The sequence below is a fragment of the Deinococcus seoulensis genome, from assembly GCF_014648115.1.
In the GTDB taxonomy this organism is placed as follows: Bacteria; Deinococcota; Deinococci; order Deinococcales; family Deinococcaceae; genus Deinococcus; species Deinococcus seoulensis.
Window position 1 is genome coordinate 58,154 of the sequence record NZ_BMQM01000013.1, and the last position, 19,920, is coordinate 78,073.

The window sequence follows — 19,920 nt, forward strand, 5'->3', positions numbered from 1 at the left end:
GGGAATGGTGACCGGGCAGGTCAGGCAGGCATCACGCGCCGGACGCACACTCGGGGCATGAAAAGCCTCGTGAACCTCAGCCTCGTGAACCTGACCGCCGTCCTGGCCTCCGTGACCGCCCTGAGCGCCGCGCACGCCGCGCCGACCATCAGCGCGCAGAGCATCATCGTGAACCCCGTGCAGCCCACCCTGAACGTGAAAGTCTGGACCGACCGCGACAGCAGCGGCACCCGCACCCCCGCCTACGCACCGGGCGAGAAGATCCGCCTGTACACCAGCGTCAACCAGGACGCCTACGTGTACCTGTTCAACGTGGACCCCCAGGGACAGGTGGACCTGATCCTGCCCAACCGCTACCAGGGCGGCGCGAACTTCCTGAAAGCGAACGCCGTGAAGGTCTTCCCGGCCGCCGGTGACCCCTTCAGCTTCGACATTGCCGCGCCGTACGGCGTGAACAAGGTCCTGGCCCTGGCCAGCCGCACGCCCCTGAACCTCGATCAGATCGCCACGTTCAAGTCCGGTCAGAACAGCTTCGCCAGCGTGCAGGTCACGGGTCAGCAGGGGCTGGCGCAGGCGCTGAGCATCGTCGTGACGCCGCTGCCGCAGAACAACTGGGTGACCGCCACCGCCTTCTACAACGTGGCGGGCCGCGCGGTCAGCGTGCCCCGGCCCGTGACGCCCACCCCGGCCCCCGCGCCGGTCGTGACGAACCCCTGGGGATCGCAGCGCGAGTGGCGGGTCACCATCGACACCCGCTCGGACCTGCGCGCCCAGCATGACGCGTACGCCGCGAAACTGCGCAGCGAGGGCTACGTGCTCGTGCAGACCAGCGTGAAGAACAACGAGATCAAGAGCGAATTCCGCCGCGCCGGTGGCGGCAAGGCCGAACTGAAGGTCAAGCGTAAAGGCAACCGCACCGAGATCACCGTCGAACGCCGCTGAATCAAACGGCGCCGAGTCGAACGCCGCCGGGCACGCCGGAACGGTAGACCCACGGCCCTGCGCGGCGGGAGGAGCAGTCCAGAGCGGCTCTCCTCCCGCCGCGTCCAGCTCAGTTGGGGGACAGGTGTCCGGCCCAGCCGCACACGCACGAGAACAGAACGAACGCCCGTTTGGAAAGGTGCCTCCCGGCTGATACGCTGGGAGGCACTTCAACATGCCGGGAAGCGCCCGCTTCCTCCCCTGCCCTGCCATGCCCGACGTTCTGCCCTGTCCCTCCTCCGGCCTGCCCCGTCGCAGTGACCGGCTGCTGAACCAGCGCCGCGCGCCCTGACGCGGCCCGCACCCGCCGCCTCAGATTCCGTGCCCGACCGCCGCCCCCAGACAGGAGACTTCATGACCCCAGATGCCAAACCGGCTGCCCGTCAGCCCCACGCCCCAGCAGAGTCGCAGGACACCGCCCCCGGCTACGCGGCGGCGCAGGCTGCGTACGACGCCGCGCAGCAGGACACCAACATGGTGCAGTGCCTCGCCCCGGACGGCTCGGTCGTCCGCGAGGACCTGCTGCCCGACCCCGAAACGCGCCTGGAACTGTACCGGCAGATGCGCCGCGCCCGACACTTCGACGAACGCGGCTGGGTGCTGTACCGCCAGGGCCGCCTGGGCGTCTTCCCGCCCTTCGGCGGCATGGAGGCCAGTCAGGTCGGCACCGCCGCCGCGCTGACGAAGAACGACTGGCTGTTCCCCACGTACCGCGACACCGGCGCGGCCCTGACGCTGGGCCTGCCCATCGCGCGCACCCTCGCGTACTGGCGCACGAGCCCGCACGGGTGGCACATGCCCGCCGACCTGAAGGTGCTGCCGTTCTACATCCCGATCGCCACGCAGTACCCGCAGGCGGTCGGCGCGGCCCTCGCCGAGCGGCGACAGGGCACCCGCAACGTCGCCATGGCGTTCATCGGGGACGGCGGCAGCAGCGAGGGTGACTTCCACGAGGCGCTGAACTTCGCCGGGGCCCTGAACGCCCCGTGCGTGTTCATCCTCCAGAACAACGGCTGGGCGATCAGCGTCCCCACCCGCGCGCAGACGCGCGCCACGGACCTGAGCCGCCGCGCCGACGGGTACGGCATCCCCGGCGTGCGCGTGGACGGCAACGACGCGCTGGCGACCTACCACGTCACCCGTGAAGCCGTGAACCGCGCCCGGGACGGCGGCGGCCCCACCCTGATCGAGACGGTCACGTACCGCGTCAAGCCGCACACCGTCGCCGACGACCCCAGCCGCTACCGCAGCGAGGCCGACACCGCCGGCTGGGACGCCAAGGACCCCGTCACGCGCCTGCGCACCCACCTCCTGAACGCGGGCCTGATGACCGAAGACAGCGAGGCCGACCTGCTCGCCGAGATCGCCGCCGAGTTCGAGGCCGCCCTGGCCGAAGCCGACAGCTACCCCGAACCCACCCCCGCCGAGATCCTCGACCACGTCTTCGCGGAACCCACCCCCCAGCTGAAAAAGCAGCGCGCGGAAATCCTCGCCGAGCACGCGCAGGACAAGAAGGAGCAGGCATGACCGCCCCTACAACCCACGTCCCACAACCCACAACCCACAAGAACATGACCATGGTCGCCGCCATCAACGACGCCCTCGACATCGCCCTGGCCGCCGACGACACCGTCCACATCTTCGGCGAGGACGTCGGCGTCATGGGCGGCGTGTTCCGCGCCACCGACGGCCTCCAGGCCAAACACGGCGAAGGGCGCGTGTTCGACACCCCCCTCGCCGAGGCCGCCATCGTCGGCATGGGCATCGGCATGGGCCTCGCAGGCCTGAAACCCGTCGCGGAAATCCAGTTCGCAGGCTTCCTCTACCCCGCCCTCGACCAGATCCTCTCCCACCTGGGCCGCTACCGCCACCGCACCCGCAGCCGCTACCACCTCCCCATGGTCATCCGCGCCCCCTACGGCGGCGGCGTCCACACCCCCGAACAACACGCCGACAGCCCCGAAGCGATCCTCGCCCACACCCCCGGCGTCAAAGTCGTCATCCCCAGCACCCCCGCCGACGCCAAAAGCCTGCTGCTCAGCGCCATCAACGACCCCGACCCCGTCTTCTTCTTCGAACCGATCAAACTGTACCGCTCCACCAAAGAAGACGTGCCCCTCGGCGACGTGCGCATCCCGCTCGGCAAGGCCCGCCTCGTCACCCACGGCGACGACGTCACCGTCATCTGCTACGGCGGCATGGTCGAAGTCGCCCAGAAAGCCGCCGCCGCCGCCCACGCTGCCGGGATCGGCGTCGAAGTCATCGACCTGCGCACCCTCGTCCCCATGGACACCGACACCATCCTGAGCAGCGTGACGAAAACGGGCCGCGTGGTAGTGGTCACCGAAGCGCCCCGCACCGCCGGATTCCACAGCGAGATCGCCGCCATCATCGCCGAAGAAGCCATCGAGCACCTCCGCGCGCCCATCGTGCGCGTCACCGGCTACGACGCGCCGTACCCACCATTCACCGCCGTCGAGGACGTGTACCGACCCAACCCCGTGCGGGTGGCGAAGGCGATCCGGCAGGTTATGAACTACTGAATCTGGAAGGGGGGCGCCTGCGGCGGGCTGCCCCACCCCCCAGCCCCCATCCCCAGGGGGGACGGGGGAGCTTACGTTGCACTGGGCAGGTATTTCGCTGACTTTCTGGGCGGGTGACTGGCGGGTTCGGCCACTGATGGGGCTGCACGCCTCCGGTGTCGCCGCTTGCGCCCCGCGCGCTGCGCGCTTATGAGCGGGTGCGCCTACGCCAACGAATCAAGATGAGCGAGGGGCCGCCCCCGAGCGGTCAGGGCCAATGGCGACGGGCTCGGCTGCCACGACGGTTGCGTGGCTCTGTGTCCTGGTGCATGTCAGAACGTTCTACTTTTTGGGCTTCAGCAGGGGCGGGCTTCTTGCGGGTGTCGCGGCGCACTCTTGCCATCCGCATGATCTGCGCAACCTTCTCGCCTCAGTGGCAGATCATGAAGGGCAGGGACGATGGAGGGAATGCGTTCCCCTGCCCTGCTGGTGACGGCGGCCCTGCTCGTGGGGGCGGCCGCGTTCGGTGTTGCGCGCTTCCAGTCGGGTGCGGAGGCGTGGGCGGCCGCCCCTGGGCAGGTCACGGCGCCTGCGCTGCCGCCCGCTGCGGAACCTGCGCCCGTCACTCCCGCACCGGGCGAGCCGGAGCCCATCCCGGAGCCCGCACCAGAACCCGTGGAACCGTCGCCTGAACCCGAACCCGTCACGCCCACTCCGGTTCAGGTGCCGCCGCCCACGCCGGACGTCACGCCCGCGCCTCCTCCAGCCGCGCCTGCGCGGGTGCTGCCTGCGCGGGCCAGCGTGACGGGCATCCGGCACGAGTACCAGCGACTCAATAACTGCGGTCCCGTCACGATCGGCATGGCCCTGAACCGCTGGGGCTCCGCGCTGAACCAGTACGACATCGCCCCGACCCTCAAGCCGTCCAAGGGGGACGTGAACGTCTCACCGGAGGAACTCGCGGCGTTCGCGCGGGCGCAGGGCATGGACGTGCACCTCGCACGCGGCGGGGACCGGACGCTGCTGCGTTCACTGCTCGCGTCGGGCATCCCGGTGATCGTGGAAACGTGGTTCGTCACGCCGGACTCGGGCGGCATGGGGCACTACCGCCTGCTGACCGGGTACGACGACCGGGCCGGGCAGTTCAGCGCGCTGGACTCGTACCTGGGGCCGCTGCGGATGGACTACGCGAAGTTCGACGAGCTGTGGCGGTCGTTCGGGCGCACCTTCCTGATCGTCACGCCACCGTCGAAACGGGCGGCCCTGGCGGGCGTGCTGGGCTGGCGGGCCGACCGCGCGCAGGAGCAGGCGAGGGCGCTGCGGGGCGCCGAACGCGAGGCGGAACGGCGCAACGACGCCGTGGGCTTCCTGACCCTCGGGCAGGCGCAACTGGAGGCCGGGGACGCCCGCGCCGCCGCGCGCACCTTCGACCGGGCGTTCGCCGCCGCGCCCGACCGCACCCTGGACCCGACCCGGCCCGCGTGGGTGCAGGGCGGCCTGCCGTGGCGCGCGCTGTGGTACTCGTTCGGGCCGCTGGAGGCATACACCCGCACCGGGCAGTACGCGCGGGTGCTGACCCTGACGGGCGCGGTGCTGCGCTCGGTGCCCACGCACGAGGAAGCGCACTACTGGCGCGCCCGCGCCCTGACCGGCCTGGGCCGCACCGCCGAAGCTCAGGCCGCGTACCGCGAGGCGCTGCGCCTGCGCCCCGGCTACGCGGAGGCGAGGCAGGGTCTCACGGCGCTGTAACCCCACACAAGGCAGGCCCCGACGTTCAATCGTCGGGGCCTGCCTTGTGTGGCGCGCGCTTATTTCTTGGGCGCGTCGATGGTCTTGCTGGGTTTGCTCTTGCCTGCGGGGCGGGTGGGGGCCTTCTCGACTTTCTGGCCGACGGTGGCGGTTTCCTTCTCGACCTGCTTGTTGATCAGGATCTGCTGCCCGATGCCGATCAGGGTGGACAGGATGATGTAGATGGTCACCCCGGCCGGGAAGGTCAGCGCGAAGTACAGGAAGATCAGGTAGATGAACGCCTGCTGGCGGAACATGTCCGGGTTCTTGCGGGTCATGACGTACAACTGCGCGATGTTCACGATCAGGTACACGACGGCCAGCAGGTACAGCGGGTCGGGAATGGCGAGGTCCGGGAGCCACAGGAAGCCGCTGTCGAACTCGAAGTTGCGGATGGTGGACCACAGGGCGATCAGCACCGGGAACGGAATGAACGTGGAGAAGCATCCGGCCGGGTTGAAGTTGTAATCCCGGTACAGTTGCGCCATCTCGGTCTGCATGGCGCGCTGCGAGTCGGCGTCCTTGCGGTCTTTGTACTTGTCCTGGATTTCCTTGATCTTGGGCTGCATGACCTGCATGCGGGCGGTGGTACGGCCCTGGGCCTGCATCAGGGGCCACATGACGGCGCGCAGCAGCACGGTCAGGACCATCAGGACCAGTCCCCAGTTCCCGATGACCTTGTACAGGGCTTCCATGAGTTTCACGATGTACAGGCTGATCTGACCGAAGAAGTTCGGCTGGAACAGGCCGGGCAGGGTGGTGTAGCCGCTCTGGTACAGGTGGATCAGTTCGTTCTTGCCGCCGTAGATTTCCAGGTTGCTGCTGGCGGGCACCGACGCGCTGATCAGGCCCTGCGCGCCGCCGGTCAGGGTGGCGTTCACGGGCGCGGCGGGTTCGTTGCCGGGCGCGGCCGCGTTGGTGCTGGCGGTCGTCTGCGGCTGGATGATCAGGGCGTGCGCGATCTGACTGGGGTTTTCCTGCAGCGCGGCGTAGCGGATGTTCTCGACGACCAGGGGGCCGGCGCCCTGCACGGCGGCCGGTTGCGGCGCACCCTGCGCGAGGCCCTGCACGCGGGGGTTGTCGGCCTTGCCGAGGCCGGGGAACAGGACGTTCACGCGTTCGGGGCCGCCCGTGACCTCGGTCTTCAGGTCGATCTTGAAGTTGCGGGGGTGCAGGGTGACGGTCTTGGTGACGGTCACGCCGCCCTGCGTGTAGCGGAACACGGCGTCCTGGCGGTTGGCGTCCATGTCGGTGGTGAGGCCGGTGGGCGCGGTGATCTGGGCGTCGGCGGCCGGGTCGAGTGCGCTGTCGGCCTGCACGGCCAGCGCCTTGCGGTCCCCGACCATGTTCACGATGCCTTTCTGGTCTTTCAGGGCGCTGAAGTCGAAGGTGCCGTCGGCGCGCTGCTTGATGTACGGCGTGCCGGCGTAGCTCTTGACGTACCAGCCGATGATCTCGCCGCGCGCGTTGAACACCACGTCCTGCAGGTTGCTGGTCGCGATGAACTCGTCACCGGGGCGGCCGTCGAAGTCGGCGGTGATCCATTCGGGCGTGATGGCCTTGCCGAAGGTGGGGAGGGGGCCGGTCTGGCCGCAACTGCTGAGCAGCAGGGCGCCGCCGACGGCCACGAGGGGAAGCAGGTGTCTTGTTTTCATGGGGTGTTGGGTCGCCTTTTGGGGAAGTGCTCGGGGACCGGGTCGAACCCGCCCGGCACCAGTGGGTTGCAGCGCAGCACGCGCCAGGAGGCCAGCCACGCGCCCCGCACGGCGCCGTGCCGTTCGATGGCCTGCGCGGCGTACTCCGAGCAGGTGGGCGTGAAGCGGCAGGTGGGCGCGGGTTTGCGTGGGGACAGCGCCGACTGATAGTACCGGACGGCGCGCAGCAGACCACGGGCCGCGAGTCCCCCGGTGGGGCGCTGGGCGGGGTCGTTCACGCCGGGCCGTCCGGGGGCGCGTCGGTTGCGGTGGGGGCAGGGGCGGGCACGGAAGCAGGTACGTTCCGTGCCAGGCGGACGTTCCCGCCGGTCTGATCCTGCGCCGGGGTGCCCGGCTCCGGGCTGGCCTGACTCTGCCGGCCCTGATCCTGCCTGTTCTGATCCTGCTTGCCCTGCCCCTGGTTGGCTCTGGTCTGGTTGCCGCCCGGCCCGCCGCGTTTCACGCGTCCCGGCGCGCGGGAGAGCGCGCGGACCAGGGCGGCCTGCAACTGCTCGAACGGCACGGTCAGCACGGCCGGGTTGGGCAGCAGGATCGCGCGGCAGGGGGGCAGACCGCCGGGCAGGGTGCGCAGCGCCTCGCGCATGCGGCGGCGGGCGCGGTTGCGGTCCACGGCGCGTTTCAGGGTCTTCTTGCTGACCACCAGACCGATGATCGCGCGGGGCCGCCACGTCTCGCCGTGCCGGGGGCGGTACTCGGTGACGCGCAGCGTGAACAGCGGGTCGCGGACGGGCACGCCGTGACTGCGGACCTTACGGAATTCCCGGTCGCCACGCAACGAATCCAGCGCCACCGGACGGCGGGGCCGTTCCTGCGTGGCGCTGGACTGAACTGCACGGGCGATAGGGGTCGCTCCTGAAGGCAGGGGCTTACTCGTCGGAGACGGTGAGCTGCTGGCGGCCCTTCGCACGGCGACGCGCGAGGATGTTACGGCCGGACTTGGTCTTCATGCGGGCGCGGAAGCCGTGGGTCTTGGCGCGCTTGCGGACGTTGGGTTGGTAGGTACGCTTCATGATGCTCTCCTTGCTCGCGTGGTGGCCCTGCGCCCTGGGGGCCGGCCCTGCCTCACACGATAGCGCCCCCCTACGGAGGGCAAACTCCGGGAGTGTATCACGGAAGGCCAGCACCGTCCAAGAGGTGGTCCGGGGTGGCAGCGGCCCTGTCCGGCACACACCTGCGCGCGACAGCGGCGGGCAGCCCCGGTAAGCTGACCGCATGATCAGCACTGACCGGGGCTGGACGGCCCTGCTGACCGCCGGCACGCTGCTGTGCGCGGCCCTGAGCCTGGGCCCGGCGCTGCTGCCGCGCCCGCAGGTGCCGGCCGTGACGCGCGTGAACCTCCCGCCACCTGCCGCGCCCCCCACCGCCGGGGCCACCCGGGAGCCGCCCAGTTACCCGGCGACGGCCAGCGTGCAGCCGCTCATCTCGGGGCGGGTGAACCTGAACACGGCCACGCCCGAGCAACTGGAGGCGCTGCCGAAGGTGGGGCCGTCACTGGCGGCGAAGCTGATCGCGGGCCGTCCGTACCGCTCGCTGGCCGACCTGGACCGCGTGAAGGGCGTCGGGCCGTCCACCCTGAAGACCCTGACGCCGCTGGTGTCGTTCTGAAACGGATTCCGTTTGTTTCGCTGACAATCCGGAACTTCACCGGATTGCCAGCTCCACGTCCGGAACCCGTTTCTCTCCCACTCGCATCCGCTCGGATTGAATGGTCTTTGCAGCCCATTCAATCGGAGTCCGTATGAGCGGACGGCACGCGCCGGGGGTGGGATCAACGCCGCCCCGCACGGCGCCGGGTCCAGCGACCGCTGCCGTGCCGGTCGGAGCGGCGGCCCGCACGGCGTGGTCGGTTCCGGCGGTGCTGGGCGTGATTGCCGGCATCCTGCTGGCGCTGGGAGTCACGCTGGGCTTCGGCGGGAACGGCGCGCTGTCCCTGGCGGGGTTGGCCGCGCTGCTGGGGGCGCTGGCGTGGCGCGACCCCCGGCGGGGCCTGCTGCTGGGGCTGGCCGTGGCGGGCGTGGGGGCGGGGTTCCTGTCGGCGCGCACCGTGCTGGCCCGCCCGGACCCCATGACGCCGTGGCTGGGCGCGCAGGTGACCCTGCGGGGCGAGTGGGACGGGCAGTTCCTGACGCTGGCCGAGCCGCGCGCGCGGGTGGCGGTCGCGCCGAAACCCACGCAGGGCGCGGGGCAACTGACCGTGTCGGGTCGGCTGGTCGCGCCGGAGGGACGGCGCACGCCCGGCGGGTTCGATCAGGCGGCGTGGCTGCGCGCGCAGGGAGGGCTGCTGCTGCCCACGCCGGGCGCGGTGCTGGTCGCGGCGCGCGTGCAGACGCACACGCCGGGGCGGGGGCTGCGCGGCTGGTTCCGGCGCGGCCTGAGCGCCGGACTGGACGACCGGCGCGCGGCGCTGATGCAGGCGATCGAACTGGGCGACCGGGGCGACATCAGCCGCGAGGAGTTCGCCGAGGGGTACGCGGTGCGGGACGCCTTTAACCGCGCGGGACTGGCGCACCTGATGGCGCTGTCCGGGCAGAACGTCGCGCTGATCACGGGCGTGCTGCTGTGGCTGCTGATCCGCGCCGGGGCGCCGCCCGCGTGGCGTTACGGACTGCCGGCGGCGCTGCTGCTGCCGTACCTGCTGCTGCTGGTGCAGCCCTCGCCCAGTATCACGCGGGCGGTGATCATGGGCGGCGTGGCACTGGTCGCGCTGGCGGTGGGGCGCGGGCGTCCCGACCCGCTGGGCCTGATCGCGCTGGCGGCGCTGCTGTGCCTGCTGCTGTTCCCGCTGTGGCTGCTGGACCTGGGCTTCGTCCTGTCGTTCCTGGCGGTGCTGGCCCTGACCGGCTCGGCGCGGCTGGCCGGGCGGCTCCCGGCGCGCTGGCCGTACGCGCTGCGGCTGGCGGTCGCGGCGACCGTGCTGGCGGAACTGGGCACCCTGCCAGTCATTGCGGGCACGTTCGGGCAGGTGCCGCTGGTGGGCCTGCCCGCCAACCTCGTGGCGGGCGTGATCATGGCGGCGCTGGTGCCGCTGGGCTTCCTGGCGGGGCTGCTGGGGCCGCTGGCCGCGCCGCTGAACCTGATCAACGGGCCGCTGGCGTCGGCGCTGCTGCTGGTCGCGCAGACGTTCGGGCAGGCGCCGGTCCTGACCTGGGGCGTGATCGGCCCGGCGGGGTTCGTGGCGTTCGTCACGGCGGCCGGGGCGGGCTGGTTGTGGCTGCTGGGGCGCGTGCCGGGCCGCGCGGTCATGGGGACGGTGCTGGCGGGCACGCTGCTGACGGCGCTACCCGGCTGGGTTCGGCCCGCGCAGGACATCGTGTTCCTGGATGTGGGTCAGGGCGACTGCACGCTGCTGCAGCTGCCGGGTCTGACGGTCCTGATCGACGCGGGCGGCTCGGTCGGCAGTGACTACGACGTGGGCGGGCGCACGGTCGTCCCGGCGCTGCGGGCGCTGGGCGTGCGGAAACTGGACGTGGTGATCGCCACGCACGCCGACACCGACCACATCGAGGGCGTGAGCGGCGTGCTGCGCGGCATGCCGGTCGGGGAGGTGTGGATCGGGCAGCGCAAGACGGACGATCCGGTCCTGACGGCCGTGCTGAACGAGGCGCAGGTGCGCGGCGTGCCGGTACGCGAGGTGCGGCGCGGTGACCACGTGCAGGCGGGCCGCGCAGCCCTGACGGTCCTGTGGCCCCCCGGCAACGCGTGGAGTACCGAGGACAACAACAACAGCGTGGCCGTGCGCCTGGATGTGGGCGACTGGCACGCCGCGTTCCTGGGTGACCTGCCCGCCCACGCCGAGGCGGCGCTGAACCTGGGGCGGCTGAACCTGCTGAAAGTCGCGCATCACGGCAGCCGCTACAGCACGGGCGAGGCCCTGCTGGCGCAGGCGCGCCCGGCCGACGCCGTGATCAGCGTGGGCCGCAACACCTACGGCCACCCTCACCCGGACGTGCTGGGCAGGCTGGCCGCCGCGAACACCCGCGCGTGGCGCACCGACCAGAGCGGCACGATCACCTGGCCGCTGCCGTAAGGGGCCACTGCCGCAAGGCGTGTGGGCTGCGGGGAGGATGTTCCCGCAGCCCACACGCCACCAATGTGTTTCAAACGGAACCCGCTTCGACTCCTACTCGCTCTGCTGCGCAGCTCTACGAGTCCGCTCGGACCCAGCGGCTTTATAAGCCATTCAATCCGAGTCCGTTTCAGTCGGTGGCGCTGGTTTTCAGGTCCTCGGCCCTGGGGGCCAGTCCGGCGCGGCTGGTCAGGGGACGTTCCGGGAGGATCAGGGTGGCCAGGAAGGCGAGGCCGACCAGCACGGCGGACACCAGGAACACCTGATCGATGGCGCCGGCCATCACGCCGCGCAGGGCGTCCAGGATGGGCTGGAGCAGGTTGCCGTCGCCCAGTTTGCCCAGGCCCGCGCCGAGTTGCGCGGTGGCCTGCGGGCTGGTCAGGAGGTTGGGGTTGGTGATGGCTTCCTGCACGGGGGCGGGCAGGTCGCGGGCCTGGGCGGGCAGCTGCGCGGCGAGGTTGGCGTTCAGGTGGGCGTTCACGAGCGCGCCGAACAGGCTGACGGCCAGCGTGCCGCCGATCTGCCGGAAGAACTGGTTGCCGCCGGTGGCGCTGCCCAGTTGCTCGCGCGGCGCGGCGTTCTGCACGGCCAGGGTCAGCTGGCTGTTCACGGGGCCGAGGCCCAGGCCGAGCAGGACCATGATGCCCACGGCGAGCGGCATGGCGGTGGTGGTGCTCAGGGTGGTGGCGAGCAGCAGCGCGCCGGTGGCGATCAGGCCGCCGAGCAGGATCAGGTTCTTGTAGCGGCCGGTGCGGCTGACGATCTGCCCGCTCAGGGTGCTGGTGAGGATCATGCCGAACATCAGCGGGGCCAGGGCGAGGCCGCTGCCGCTGGCGCTGGAGCCGCGCACGCCCTGCATGTACAGCGGGAGGTACAGGATCGCGGCGTACATCCCGGCGCTGGTCATGAAGCCCGCGAAGGACGCGACGGCAATTCCACGGTCTTTCAGGAGGCGCAGGTTCAGGATGGGGCGTTCCTGGCGGGCGCTGTGCAGGGCGTACCCGGTGAACAGCACGAGCGTGCCGATCAGCAGACTCAGGATGACCGGGCTGGTCCAGGCGTACGTGCCGCCGCCCCATGACAGCGCCAGCGTGAGGGTGGTGACGGACGCGCCCAGCAGGAACGCGCCGGGGGTGTCGAAGCGGGCGTGCGCGGCGGGGCTGTGCGTGCTGGGGGCAGGCAGGCGGAAGAAGCGCCAGATGAAGTACGCGGCGAGCAGCGCGAAGGGCAGGTTCACGAAGAACACGCTGCGCCAGCCCAGGTGGTCGGTCAGGAAGCCCCCGACGAGCGGCCCCACGACGGAACTGACGCCCCAGACGGCGCCGGTGTAGCCCTGGTAGCGGCCGCGTTCGATGGGCGTGAACAGGTCGGCGATGGCGGTGAAGCTCATGGCCATCAGGGTGCCGCCGCCGATGCCCTGCACGGCGCGCAGAATGATCAGGCCTTCCATGTTCTGCACGAAGCCCAGGCCGACGCTGCCCAGCGCGAACACGGCGATGCCGAGCAGGATCAGGGGGCGGCGGCCGTAGCGGTCGCTGATGGTGCCCACGATGGGAATGGTGATGGTGGTCGCCAGCGAGTACGCCGTGAACGCCCAGGCGTACAGGTGGAAGCCGCCCAGGTCGCTGATGACGCGCGGCATGGCGCTGCCGACGACGGTCAGGTTCAGGCTGGAGAGGAACAGGACGGTCAGGATGCCGACGAACGCCAGGATCTTCTCGCGTTCGTTCAGGCCGCTGTGCGTGGCCGGGGTGGCGGGGGTGGGGGGTGTGGTCATGCGCGTTCTCCGGTGGGGGCGGGTGAGGCGTTCAGCGCTTCGTCCAGGGCGTTCAGGGCGTTCAGTGCGGCCTGGACTTTTTCCGGGGGCAGGTGTCCGAAGTGGGCCTGCACGATGTCCTGGCCGGTGGCGCGGGTGCGGGCGCGGGTCGCCTCGCCCTGCGGGGTGAGTTGCAGGCGTTGCAGGCGCAGGTCGGCGGGGTCCGTGACGCGCTGCACGAGGCCCGCGCCGACCAGTTTGGTCACGATGCGGGTCACGGTGGGGGCGGGCAGGTTCTGGCGGGCAGCGACCGCGCCGGGCGTGTCATAGCCGTCCATGATGCTGGCCAGCACCAGCAGTTCCTTGGTGTTCAGGCCCAGGGCGCGTTCCAGCGGTTCGTCCAGCGCGTGCTTGAAGCGCCGTGAGAAGCGCAGGGTGGTGCGCACCAGCAGGTACAGGGCGTCGCCGGGGTCGCCCGGGCCGGTGCCGGGGTCGGGGTAGGGGGAGGTCGCAGCACTCATTTCATCTGGAAGTATTCCAGATGGAAGGACGCACAATCGCGCCCTTCGTCACAGAAGCGCGAGTGTCCATCCCGCCCGGACGCCCCTACCGGGCCGGACTCGCCACCCGCAGCGCCTGCACCTGCGCCATGCCGTCCACCTGCTCGGCCAGCCGCACACCGCCCAGCAGATGCAACGCCAGCGCACGCCCCAGCCAGGGCAGCGCGTCGTCCGGCAGGTCCCCGGGGTCGAACCACCCCACCTCCGAGGTCTTCTCCAGCGGGCGCGGCGTTCCCACCCAGGTGCGCGCCTCGAAGAACACGTCCAGCCCCTGTGAACCGTCCAGGTCGTAGCGGGCCACGCCCAGGCAGGCCAGCGCCGCCGGGTCCAGGCTCACGCCCACCTCCTCGGCCGCCTCACGCGCCGCCGCGCCCGCCAGGGTCTCTCCCGCCTCCACATGCCCGCCCGGCAGCCCCCACAGGCCGTCCGCGTACGACGCGCCGCTGCGCCGCCCCAGCAGCACCCGCCCCTGACCGTCCAGCAGCACCGCCCAGGCCACCAGATGAAACGTCACGCGATCCCCCGCGCCTGCCGCACGTCGGACAGCTGCTCGGTCACGAACACACCCCGGTTCAGGTGCGCGTCCAGCAGCGGCGCCAGCCACGGCAACGCGTCGTCCGGCAGGTCACCCGGCGCGAACCACGCGACCTCGGAGGTCTTGTGCAGCGGCTGCGGCACGCCCACCCAGTCCGGCGCACGGAACAGGAAGTCCGTGCCCTGCGCGCCGTCCACCTCGTACCTCCGCACGCCCAGCACCCGCAGGCCGGTCGGGTCCAGGGTCAGCCCCACCTCCTCCCAGACCTCACGCGCCGCCGCCTCGGGCAGACCCTCGCCCGGCTCCACCTGACCGCCCGGCAGGCCCCACAACCCGTGCCCGTACGCCGACCCGTCCCGGCGGCCCAGCAGCACCCGGCCCCGCTCATCCTGCACGACCACCCACACCAGCAGATTCCGCATGACCCAGCGTGGCACGCGCCGCGCCCCGCAACCGCAACAGGTGACGCAGGACACCCCCCACGCGGCCTGCGCTATCCTGCCGGATGCGTCACCGGGGGTGCCTGCCAGGAATGGCGGGCTGAGACTTGACCCCAAAGAACCTGATCCGGGTCATACCGGCGGAGGGAGCGTGACCGGCAGCCCACACCCCACGTGTGGCGACTGCCCACCGCTTCCCCTCGTGACGCGAGGGGACTTTCTTATGCAGACCAAACTGACCGTACTTGCCGCACTTGCCCTTGCCAGCGCCGCCAGCGCCCAGGCCACCCTGACCGTCATCACGCACGACTCCTTCGACGTGGACAGGAAGCTGATCGCCGCGTTCGAGACGCAGAACCGGGCGAAGGTGCGCTTCATCAAGGGCGGCGACGCCGGGGAACTCCTGAACCGCCTGATCCTCACCCGCCGCGCCCCGATTGCCGACGTGGTGTACGGCCTGGACAACAGCCTGCTGCCCCGCGCCCGACAGGCCGACCTCCTCCAGCCCTACAAAAGCCCCGCACTAAGCCGAGTGCCCGCCGCGTACCGCCTGAGCGAGGACGGCCTGCTGAACACCGTCGACTACGGCTTCGTCGCCCTGAACTACGACCGCGCATGGTTCGAGAAGAACAAGGTCGCCCTGCCAAAAAGCCTCGACGACCTGAAAACCCCCACCTACGCGCGACTGACCGTCGTGCAGAGCCCCGCCACCAGCAGCCCCGGCCTCGCGTTCCTGCTCGCCACCGTCAACCACTACGGCGAAGCAGGCGCCTGGAACTGGTGGCGCGCCGCCCGCGCCGGAGGCATGAAAGTCACACGCGGCTGGAGCGACGCCTACTACAAGGACTTCACCCGCAACGGCGGCCGCTACCCCATCGTCCTCAGTTACGCCAGCAGCCCCGCCGCCGAAGTCTTCTACGCCGACGGCTTCAACCCCACCAAACTCCCCACGCAGGCCCCCACCGCCAACCTCTTCCTGCCCGGCAGCACCTACACCCAACTTGAAGGCGTCGGCATCCTCAAAGGCAGCAAACAGACCACCCTGGCCCGCAAATTCGTGGACTTCATGCTGAGCGCACCCGTCCAGACCGACATCCCCACCCGCATGTGGATCTACCCCGCCGTGAAAGGCACACCCCTGAACCCCGTGTTCACCTTCGCGCAGGAACCCCAGCCCACCCCCATCAAGACCGAAGTCGCCGCCAACCCCCAACGCCTCGTGGACGCCTGGATCACACAGGTCCTCCGGGCACGATGAGGACGCGGGAGGCAGGAAAAATAACCCCCTCTGCTTCGCAGGACCCCTCAGTCAGCTTCGCTGACAGCTCCCCTCAAGGGGAGCCTGAAAACATGCTTCTGCCGAAGCTGAACAAGTAGAACCTGCCCACATGCACCCAGACACCCTGCCAACCAACCGAGACAGCAACCGAGCCCGTCGCCACTGGCCCTCATCACTCGGGGGCGGCCCCTCGCTCATCTTGATTCGCTGGCCTAGGCGCACTCGCTCATGGGCGCGCAGCGCGCGGGGCGCGCGCGGCGTGACCGGAGGATGGCGTCTGAGCAGGAACCATCACCGCCAATTGCTACCGGCCGAATCAGAGAAATACCTGCCCAGTGCCAACGCAGGCTCCCCCGTCCCCCCTGGGGATGGGGGCTGGGGGGTGGGGCAACCCGCCGCAGGCGCCCACCCATGACCCCTTCACGCCTGCAAGGCTGGCTCCTGGCCGTTCCCGGCCTGATCTTCGTGGCCGTGTTCCTCGTGCTGCCGCTGGCCCGGACGCTGTCGGAGGGCGGCGTGAACCTGTCGGTGTGGGCGGACCCGTACTTTCAGGGTCGGTTGTGGTGGACGCTGGCGCAGGCGGGCGTGACGACGCTGGCGGCGCTGCTGGTGGGGGTGCCGCTGGCGTTCCTGCTGTCGCGGTTCGAGGTGCGGGGGAAGGCGTTGTTCCTGCGGCTGTTGCTGCTGCCGTTCGTGACGCCGACGCTGGTGGCGGTGCTGGGAATCAGTGCGCTGCTGGGGCCGCAGGGGTGGGTGACGCAGCTGACGGGCGTGGACCTGAGTGACACGCCGGCGCTGCTGCTGCTGGGAAACCTGTTTTTTAACCTGCCGGTGATGGTGCGGCTGGGGTATGCGGGGTTCTCGCGGGTGCCGGTGAACGCGGTGGGCGCGGCGCGGTCGCTGGGTGCCTCGGCGTGGCGGGCGGCGCTGGGGGTGGCGTTGCCGCTGGCGTTGCCGGGCGTGCTGGCGGGGGCGGTGCTGGTGTTCCTGTACTCGGCGTTGAGTTTCGGCCTACCGCTGGCGCTGGGTGGCGAGCGGTACGGGACGCTGGAGGTGGAGATCTACACGCTGACGGCCCTGCAACTGCGCCTTTCGGAGGCGAGTGCGCTGATCGTGGGGCAACTGCTGTTGACGCTGGTGGCGACGGCCGCGTACGTGCGCTTATCGGCGGGCGGGGTGGGCGTGGCGGCGGGCGGACTGCCGGGAGCACGGGGTGGGGCGCGGGCGGCGCTGCTGGGCCTGGGGGCGCTGGTGGTCGTGGTGTGCTTCGCGCCGCTGCTGGCGGTCGTGGTGCGGGGTCTGCTGGGGTCCGGCGGCCCGACCCTTGCTTACTGGCAGGCGATCCTGGCCGACCCGGACACGCCGCTGCTGGCGTGGAACACCGTGCGCTTCGGGCTGCTGGCGCTGCTGGGCGCGGGCGTGCTGGGCGGCCTGTACGCGCTGGGCGCGTGGCGGGCGCGTTCGCGGGTGCTGGACCTGATCTCGCTGCTGCCGCTGATGGTCTCGCCGGTCAGTCTGGCGGTCGGGTACCTGCTGGCGTTCCCGGCGCTGGCCGCCACGCTGCCCATGCTGATCGCGGCGTACACGCTGCTGGCGCTGCCACTGGTGGTGCGCTCGGTCCTCCCGGCCCTGCGGGCCATTCCGCCCCGCCTGCACGAGGCGGCGCGGTCCCTGGGCGCCTCGCGCGGCGCGGCGTTCCGTTCGGTCACATTCCCGCTGGCGTTCCCGGCCCTGCGGGGCGGCGGGGCGCTGGCCCTGGCGACCGTGCTGGGCGAGTTCGGCGCGACCCTGGTCCTCTCCCGTCCCGAATGGGCGACCCTGAGTACCGGCCTGTACGAACGGCTGGGCCGCCCCGGCGAACGCAACCTGGGTGAAGCCTGCGCGCTGGCGACCGCGCTGCTGCTGCTGTCCACCCTGGCCTTCACGCTGCTGGACGGCGGCGAGGGCGAGGTCACGTGAGAGAATCCGGCATGACCGATCCTCTGCCCGCGCAGCTGTCCGCGTTCGTCCAGAAGCAGGGCATCGTGGTCGATCCGGAGTTCAGCCTGCATCCCAGCGGGGTGCATTCCGTGGTGAACTGCGTGTTCAGCGCGCAGGCCCGCTTCGAGGTCGTGGTGCTTCCCCTGCTGAAACGGCTCGATGACCGCCTGCCGGACGTGCCGGAACTGACCTTCCAGACGTTTGTGAACGACGTGGACTCGCTGGGCGTCCAGGGGTACGCCGAGGACATTCTGCGCAACCGGCAGCAACTCTCAGGTCGCCTGAAGGTTGAGGTGGCGCGCGAGGTGGCGGCGTTCTTCATCCGGCACCGCATTCAGACGACGGCCGATTTCCAGAAGCTGAAGAGCTGCGCAGCCGAGCATCTGGTCCTCGTGAAACTGGTGCAGGACGTCAAGGGCATCGGGCCGACGCTGGCGCACTACCTGCTGTGGCTCATGGGCCGCGAGGACCACGTCAAGGTGGATTCCCTGTTGACTCGCCTGTTCGCCCGCATCGGTGACTGGCAGCCCCGCCTGGGGCACGACGCCGACCGGGTCCGCATCACGGAGGCCATACGCGAGGTCGCCACTCAGATGGGGACCACGCCCGCCCGCCTCGACAACGCCCTGTGGCAGTTCGAGAGCCGCCGAAAAGCTGACAGTCATGCCTGATCCTTCCCCTGCCCTGTCCCTGCGCGACATTCAGAAATCGTTCGGTGGGGTGCAGGCGGTGCGGGGTGTGTCTCTGGACGTGGCAGCGGGTGAGACGGTGGCGCTGCTGGGTCCGAGCGGCTGCGGCAAGAGCACGGTGCTGCGGGTCGTGGCAGGCCTGGAGCGGCCGGATGCGGGGTCGGTTGCGGTGGCGGGCCGGGACGTGACGGCCCTGCCGCCGGAGGCGCGGCACGTGGGGCTGGTGTTTCAGGATTACGCGTTGTTCCCGCATCTGAGTGTGCTGGGGAACGTGGCGTACGGGCCGCGCGTGCGGGGGGCGGGGCGTGGGGTGGCGGAGGCGCGGGCGCGGGAGGCGCTGGCGCTGGTGGACCTGCCGGGGTTGGAGGCGCGGCGGGTCGCGCAGCTGTCGGGGGGGCAGGCGCAGCGGGTGGCGCTGGCGCGGGCGCTGGCGACGGGTTCGCCGCTGCTGCTGCTGGATGAGCCGATGTCGAACCTGGACGAGCGGCTGCGCGCGGAGTTGCGTGAGGGGTTGCGGGCGTTGTTCGCGCGGGTAGGGGCGGGGGTGCTGCTGGTCACGCATGATCAGCGGGAGGCGCGGTCCCTGGCGGGGCGGGTGGCGGTCATGCGGGCGGGGGAACTGGTGCAGGTGGGGGGGGCGGAGGAGGTGTTCGCGTGGCCTGCGTCGGCGTGGGTGGCGGCGTTTCTGGGAGAGTCGAACCTGCTGCCGGACGGGCCGGGCTGGGTGCGCTTCGTGCCGGAGGGGGCGCTGCGGCCCGGTGTGGGCGAGGCGTGGCCGGTGACGGCGCGCCATTCGGTGGAGGGGGGCGTGCAGGTGACGGTCACGCACGGGTGGGGGCCGCTGACCCTGACGCTGAGTGCGCGGGAGGCGGCCGCGCTGGACGGGAGCACGCTGCGCCTGAGCGTGGATGAATCGGGTGTGCGGCGCCTGCCGGAGGACCGGGCGTGATCGCGTGGGTGCTGGTGGGGGGGCGGCTGGTGGATTCACCGTTGCTGGCGGCGCTGCCCCGTCCGGATATCGTGGTCGCGGCGGATGGTGGGGCGCGGCACGCGGCGCTGCTGGGCATGTGGGGCGTTGGCGTGCGGGTGGACGTGTGGGTGGGTGATTTCGACTCGTCAGCGGGCGTGTTCGTGGACGCGCCGCGTGAGGTGCACCCGGCAGCGAAGGATGAGACGGACGCGGAACTGGCGATCCGGGTGGCGCGCGCGCGGGGCGCGACGGAACTGGTGCTGCTGGGCGCGTTCGGGGGCCGCTTCGATCACACGCTGGCGCTGGCGCTGCTGGCCCTGCGCCTGACGGAACGCGAGGCGTTGCGCGTGACCCTGACCAGCGGGGACGAGTGGGGCTGGCCCCTCACACCTGCCTCTCCCCTCTCTCTGGAGGTGCCGCCGGGCGCGACCCTGAGCGTGCTGGCCATCTCGGACCTGCGGGGCCTGAGCCTGGGCGGGGTGCGCTGGCCGCTGGACAACGCGGATATTCCGCTGGGGAGCGGATGGACGGTCAGCAACGAGGCGCCGGGCGGCACCGTGACCGCGTCGCTGCTGGGGGGCCGCGCGCTGCTGACGCTGCTGCCCTCCCTGCCAGAGTCCGTATAAAACGCAGGAGGGG

At 70.9% G+C, this 19,920-nt stretch carries 19 protein-coding genes and 1 riboswitch; of the genes, 11 read left to right on the top strand and 8 right to left on the bottom strand.

The genetic code is table 11. The features are described 5' to 3' along the window. Positions 1–57 precede the first annotated feature (57 nt). From IEY70_RS10750 to IEY70_RS10765, 4 genes are all read left to right on the top strand, one after another. Complete coding sequence (locus tag IEY70_RS10750; RefSeq protein WP_189065013.1) at positions 58–942, top strand: DUF4384 domain-containing protein; 885 nt, start codon at positions 58–60, stop codon at positions 940–942. 513 nt (positions 943–1,455) lie between these two features. Next, positions 1,456–2,508, top strand: a complete 1,053-nt coding sequence (pdhA, locus tag IEY70_RS10755) for a pyruvate dehydrogenase (acetyl-transferring) E1 component subunit alpha (protein ID WP_229777852.1) — start codon at positions 1,456–1,458, stop codon at positions 2,506–2,508. Continuing rightward, a complete protein-coding gene (locus IEY70_RS10760) occupies positions 2,505–3,524 on the top strand; it encodes an alpha-ketoacid dehydrogenase subunit beta (RefSeq protein ID WP_189065015.1) in 1,020 nt (339 codons plus the stop codon). Before pdhA ends, IEY70_RS10760 begins: the two co-directional genes overlap by 4 nt. 447 nt (positions 3,525–3,971) lie before the next feature. Next, entirely contained in the window at positions 3,972–5,252 is a 1,281-nt protein-coding gene (locus tag IEY70_RS10765) for a C39 family peptidase (protein WP_268243910.1), read from the top strand. 59 nt (positions 5,253–5,311) lie between these two features. Here the strand turns inward: IEY70_RS10765 and IEY70_RS10770 are convergent, their stop codons facing one another. From IEY70_RS10770 to rpmH, 4 genes are all read right to left on the bottom strand, one after another. After that, positions 5,312–6,946: a YidC/Oxa1 family membrane protein insertase gene (locus IEY70_RS10770; RefSeq protein ID WP_189065017.1), complete on the bottom strand. Its 1,635-nt coding sequence runs from the start codon at positions 6,944–6,946 to the stop codon at positions 5,312–5,314. Further along, entirely contained in the window at positions 6,943–7,224 is a 282-nt protein-coding gene (gene yidD / locus IEY70_RS10775; RefSeq protein WP_229777841.1) for a membrane protein insertion efficiency factor YidD, read from the bottom strand. The genes IEY70_RS10770 and yidD overlap by 4 nt, the downstream gene beginning before the upstream one ends. Continuing rightward, positions 7,221–7,781, bottom strand: coding sequence for a ribonuclease P protein component (gene rnpA / locus IEY70_RS21420; RefSeq protein ID WP_189065018.1), 561 nt, complete (start codon positions 7,779–7,781; stop codon positions 7,221–7,223). Before rnpA ends, yidD begins: the two co-directional genes overlap by 4 nt. Positions 7,782–7,872: 91 nt before the next feature. Then, positions 7,873–8,016: a 50S ribosomal protein L34 gene (gene rpmH, locus IEY70_RS10785; RefSeq protein ID WP_055362370.1), complete on the bottom strand. Its 144-nt coding sequence runs from the start codon at positions 8,014–8,016 to the stop codon at positions 7,873–7,875. A 202-nt stretch (positions 8,017–8,218) separates the two neighbouring features. On the opposite strand from rpmH, the gene IEY70_RS10790 reads away from it, so the two are divergent. Both IEY70_RS10790 and IEY70_RS10795 read left to right on the top strand, forming a co-directional pair. Further along, entirely contained in the window at positions 8,219–8,611 is a 393-nt protein-coding gene (locus tag IEY70_RS10790; RefSeq protein WP_189065019.1) for a ComEA family DNA-binding protein, read from the top strand. A 133-nt stretch (positions 8,612–8,744) separates the two neighbouring features. Beyond that, on the top strand, positions 8,745–11,033 hold the full coding sequence (locus IEY70_RS10795) for a DNA internalization-related competence protein ComEC/Rec2 (protein WP_189065020.1): 2,289 nt from the start codon (positions 8,745–8,747) through the stop codon (positions 11,031–11,033). A gap of 169 nt (positions 11,034–11,202) precedes the next feature. Here the strand turns inward: IEY70_RS10795 and IEY70_RS10800 are convergent, their stop codons facing one another. The 4 genes from IEY70_RS10800 to IEY70_RS10815 all read right to left on the bottom strand — a co-directional run bounded on the left by IEY70_RS10800 (position 11,203) and on the right by IEY70_RS10815 (position 14,345). Further along, the gene (locus IEY70_RS10800; RefSeq protein WP_189065021.1) at positions 11,203–12,849 is read right to left on the bottom strand and encodes an MDR family MFS transporter; all 1,647 of its coding nucleotides are present in this window, start codon (positions 12,847–12,849) and stop codon (positions 11,203–11,205) included. Further along, positions 12,846–13,349 (bottom strand): MarR family winged helix-turn-helix transcriptional regulator, encoded by a 504-nt coding sequence (locus tag IEY70_RS10805; protein ID WP_189065022.1) that lies wholly within the window; start codon positions 13,347–13,349, stop codon positions 12,846–12,848. Before IEY70_RS10805 ends, IEY70_RS10800 begins: the two co-directional genes overlap by 4 nt. Positions 13,350–13,434: 85 nt before the next feature. After that, positions 13,435–13,902, bottom strand: coding sequence for an NUDIX domain-containing protein (locus tag IEY70_RS10810; protein ID WP_189065023.1), 468 nt, complete (start codon positions 13,900–13,902; stop codon positions 13,435–13,437). After that, positions 13,899–14,345 carry an NUDIX domain-containing protein gene (locus IEY70_RS10815; RefSeq protein ID WP_189065024.1) on the bottom strand — a complete coding sequence of 149 codons (447 nt, stop codon included), beginning with the start codon at positions 14,343–14,345 and terminating at the stop codon, positions 13,899–13,901. The genes IEY70_RS10810 and IEY70_RS10815 overlap by 4 nt, the downstream gene beginning before the upstream one ends. An 83-nt stretch (positions 14,346–14,428) precedes the next feature. Continuing rightward, positions 14,429–14,530, top strand: a riboswitch (TPP riboswitch). A gap of 56 nt (positions 14,531–14,586) precedes the next feature. Here IEY70_RS10815 and IEY70_RS10820 point away from each other — a divergent pair. From IEY70_RS10820 to IEY70_RS10840, 5 genes are all read left to right on the top strand, one after another. Beyond that, the gene (locus tag IEY70_RS10820) at positions 14,587–15,621 is read left to right on the top strand and encodes a thiamine ABC transporter substrate-binding protein (RefSeq protein WP_189065025.1); all 1,035 of its coding nucleotides are present in this window, start codon (positions 14,587–14,589) and stop codon (positions 15,619–15,621) included. A gap of 432 nt (positions 15,622–16,053) precedes the next feature. Next, a complete protein-coding gene (locus tag IEY70_RS10825; RefSeq protein ID WP_189065026.1) occupies positions 16,054–17,601 on the top strand; it encodes an ABC transporter permease in 1,548 nt (515 codons plus the stop codon). An 11-nt stretch (positions 17,602–17,612) separates the two neighbouring features. Further along, the gene (locus IEY70_RS10830) at positions 17,613–18,293 is read left to right on the top strand and encodes a DUF8548 family protein (protein WP_189065027.1); all 681 of its coding nucleotides are present in this window, start codon (positions 17,613–17,615) and stop codon (positions 18,291–18,293) included. Continuing rightward, entirely contained in the window at positions 18,286–19,260 is a 975-nt protein-coding gene (locus tag IEY70_RS10835) for an ABC transporter ATP-binding protein (RefSeq protein WP_189065028.1), read from the top strand. The genes IEY70_RS10830 and IEY70_RS10835 overlap by 8 nt, the downstream gene beginning before the upstream one ends. Further along, a complete protein-coding gene (locus IEY70_RS10840; protein WP_189065029.1) occupies positions 19,257–19,907 on the top strand; it encodes a thiamine diphosphokinase in 651 nt (216 codons plus the stop codon). The genes IEY70_RS10835 and IEY70_RS10840 overlap by 4 nt, the downstream gene beginning before the upstream one ends. Positions 19,908–19,920: the final 13 nt, after the last annotated feature.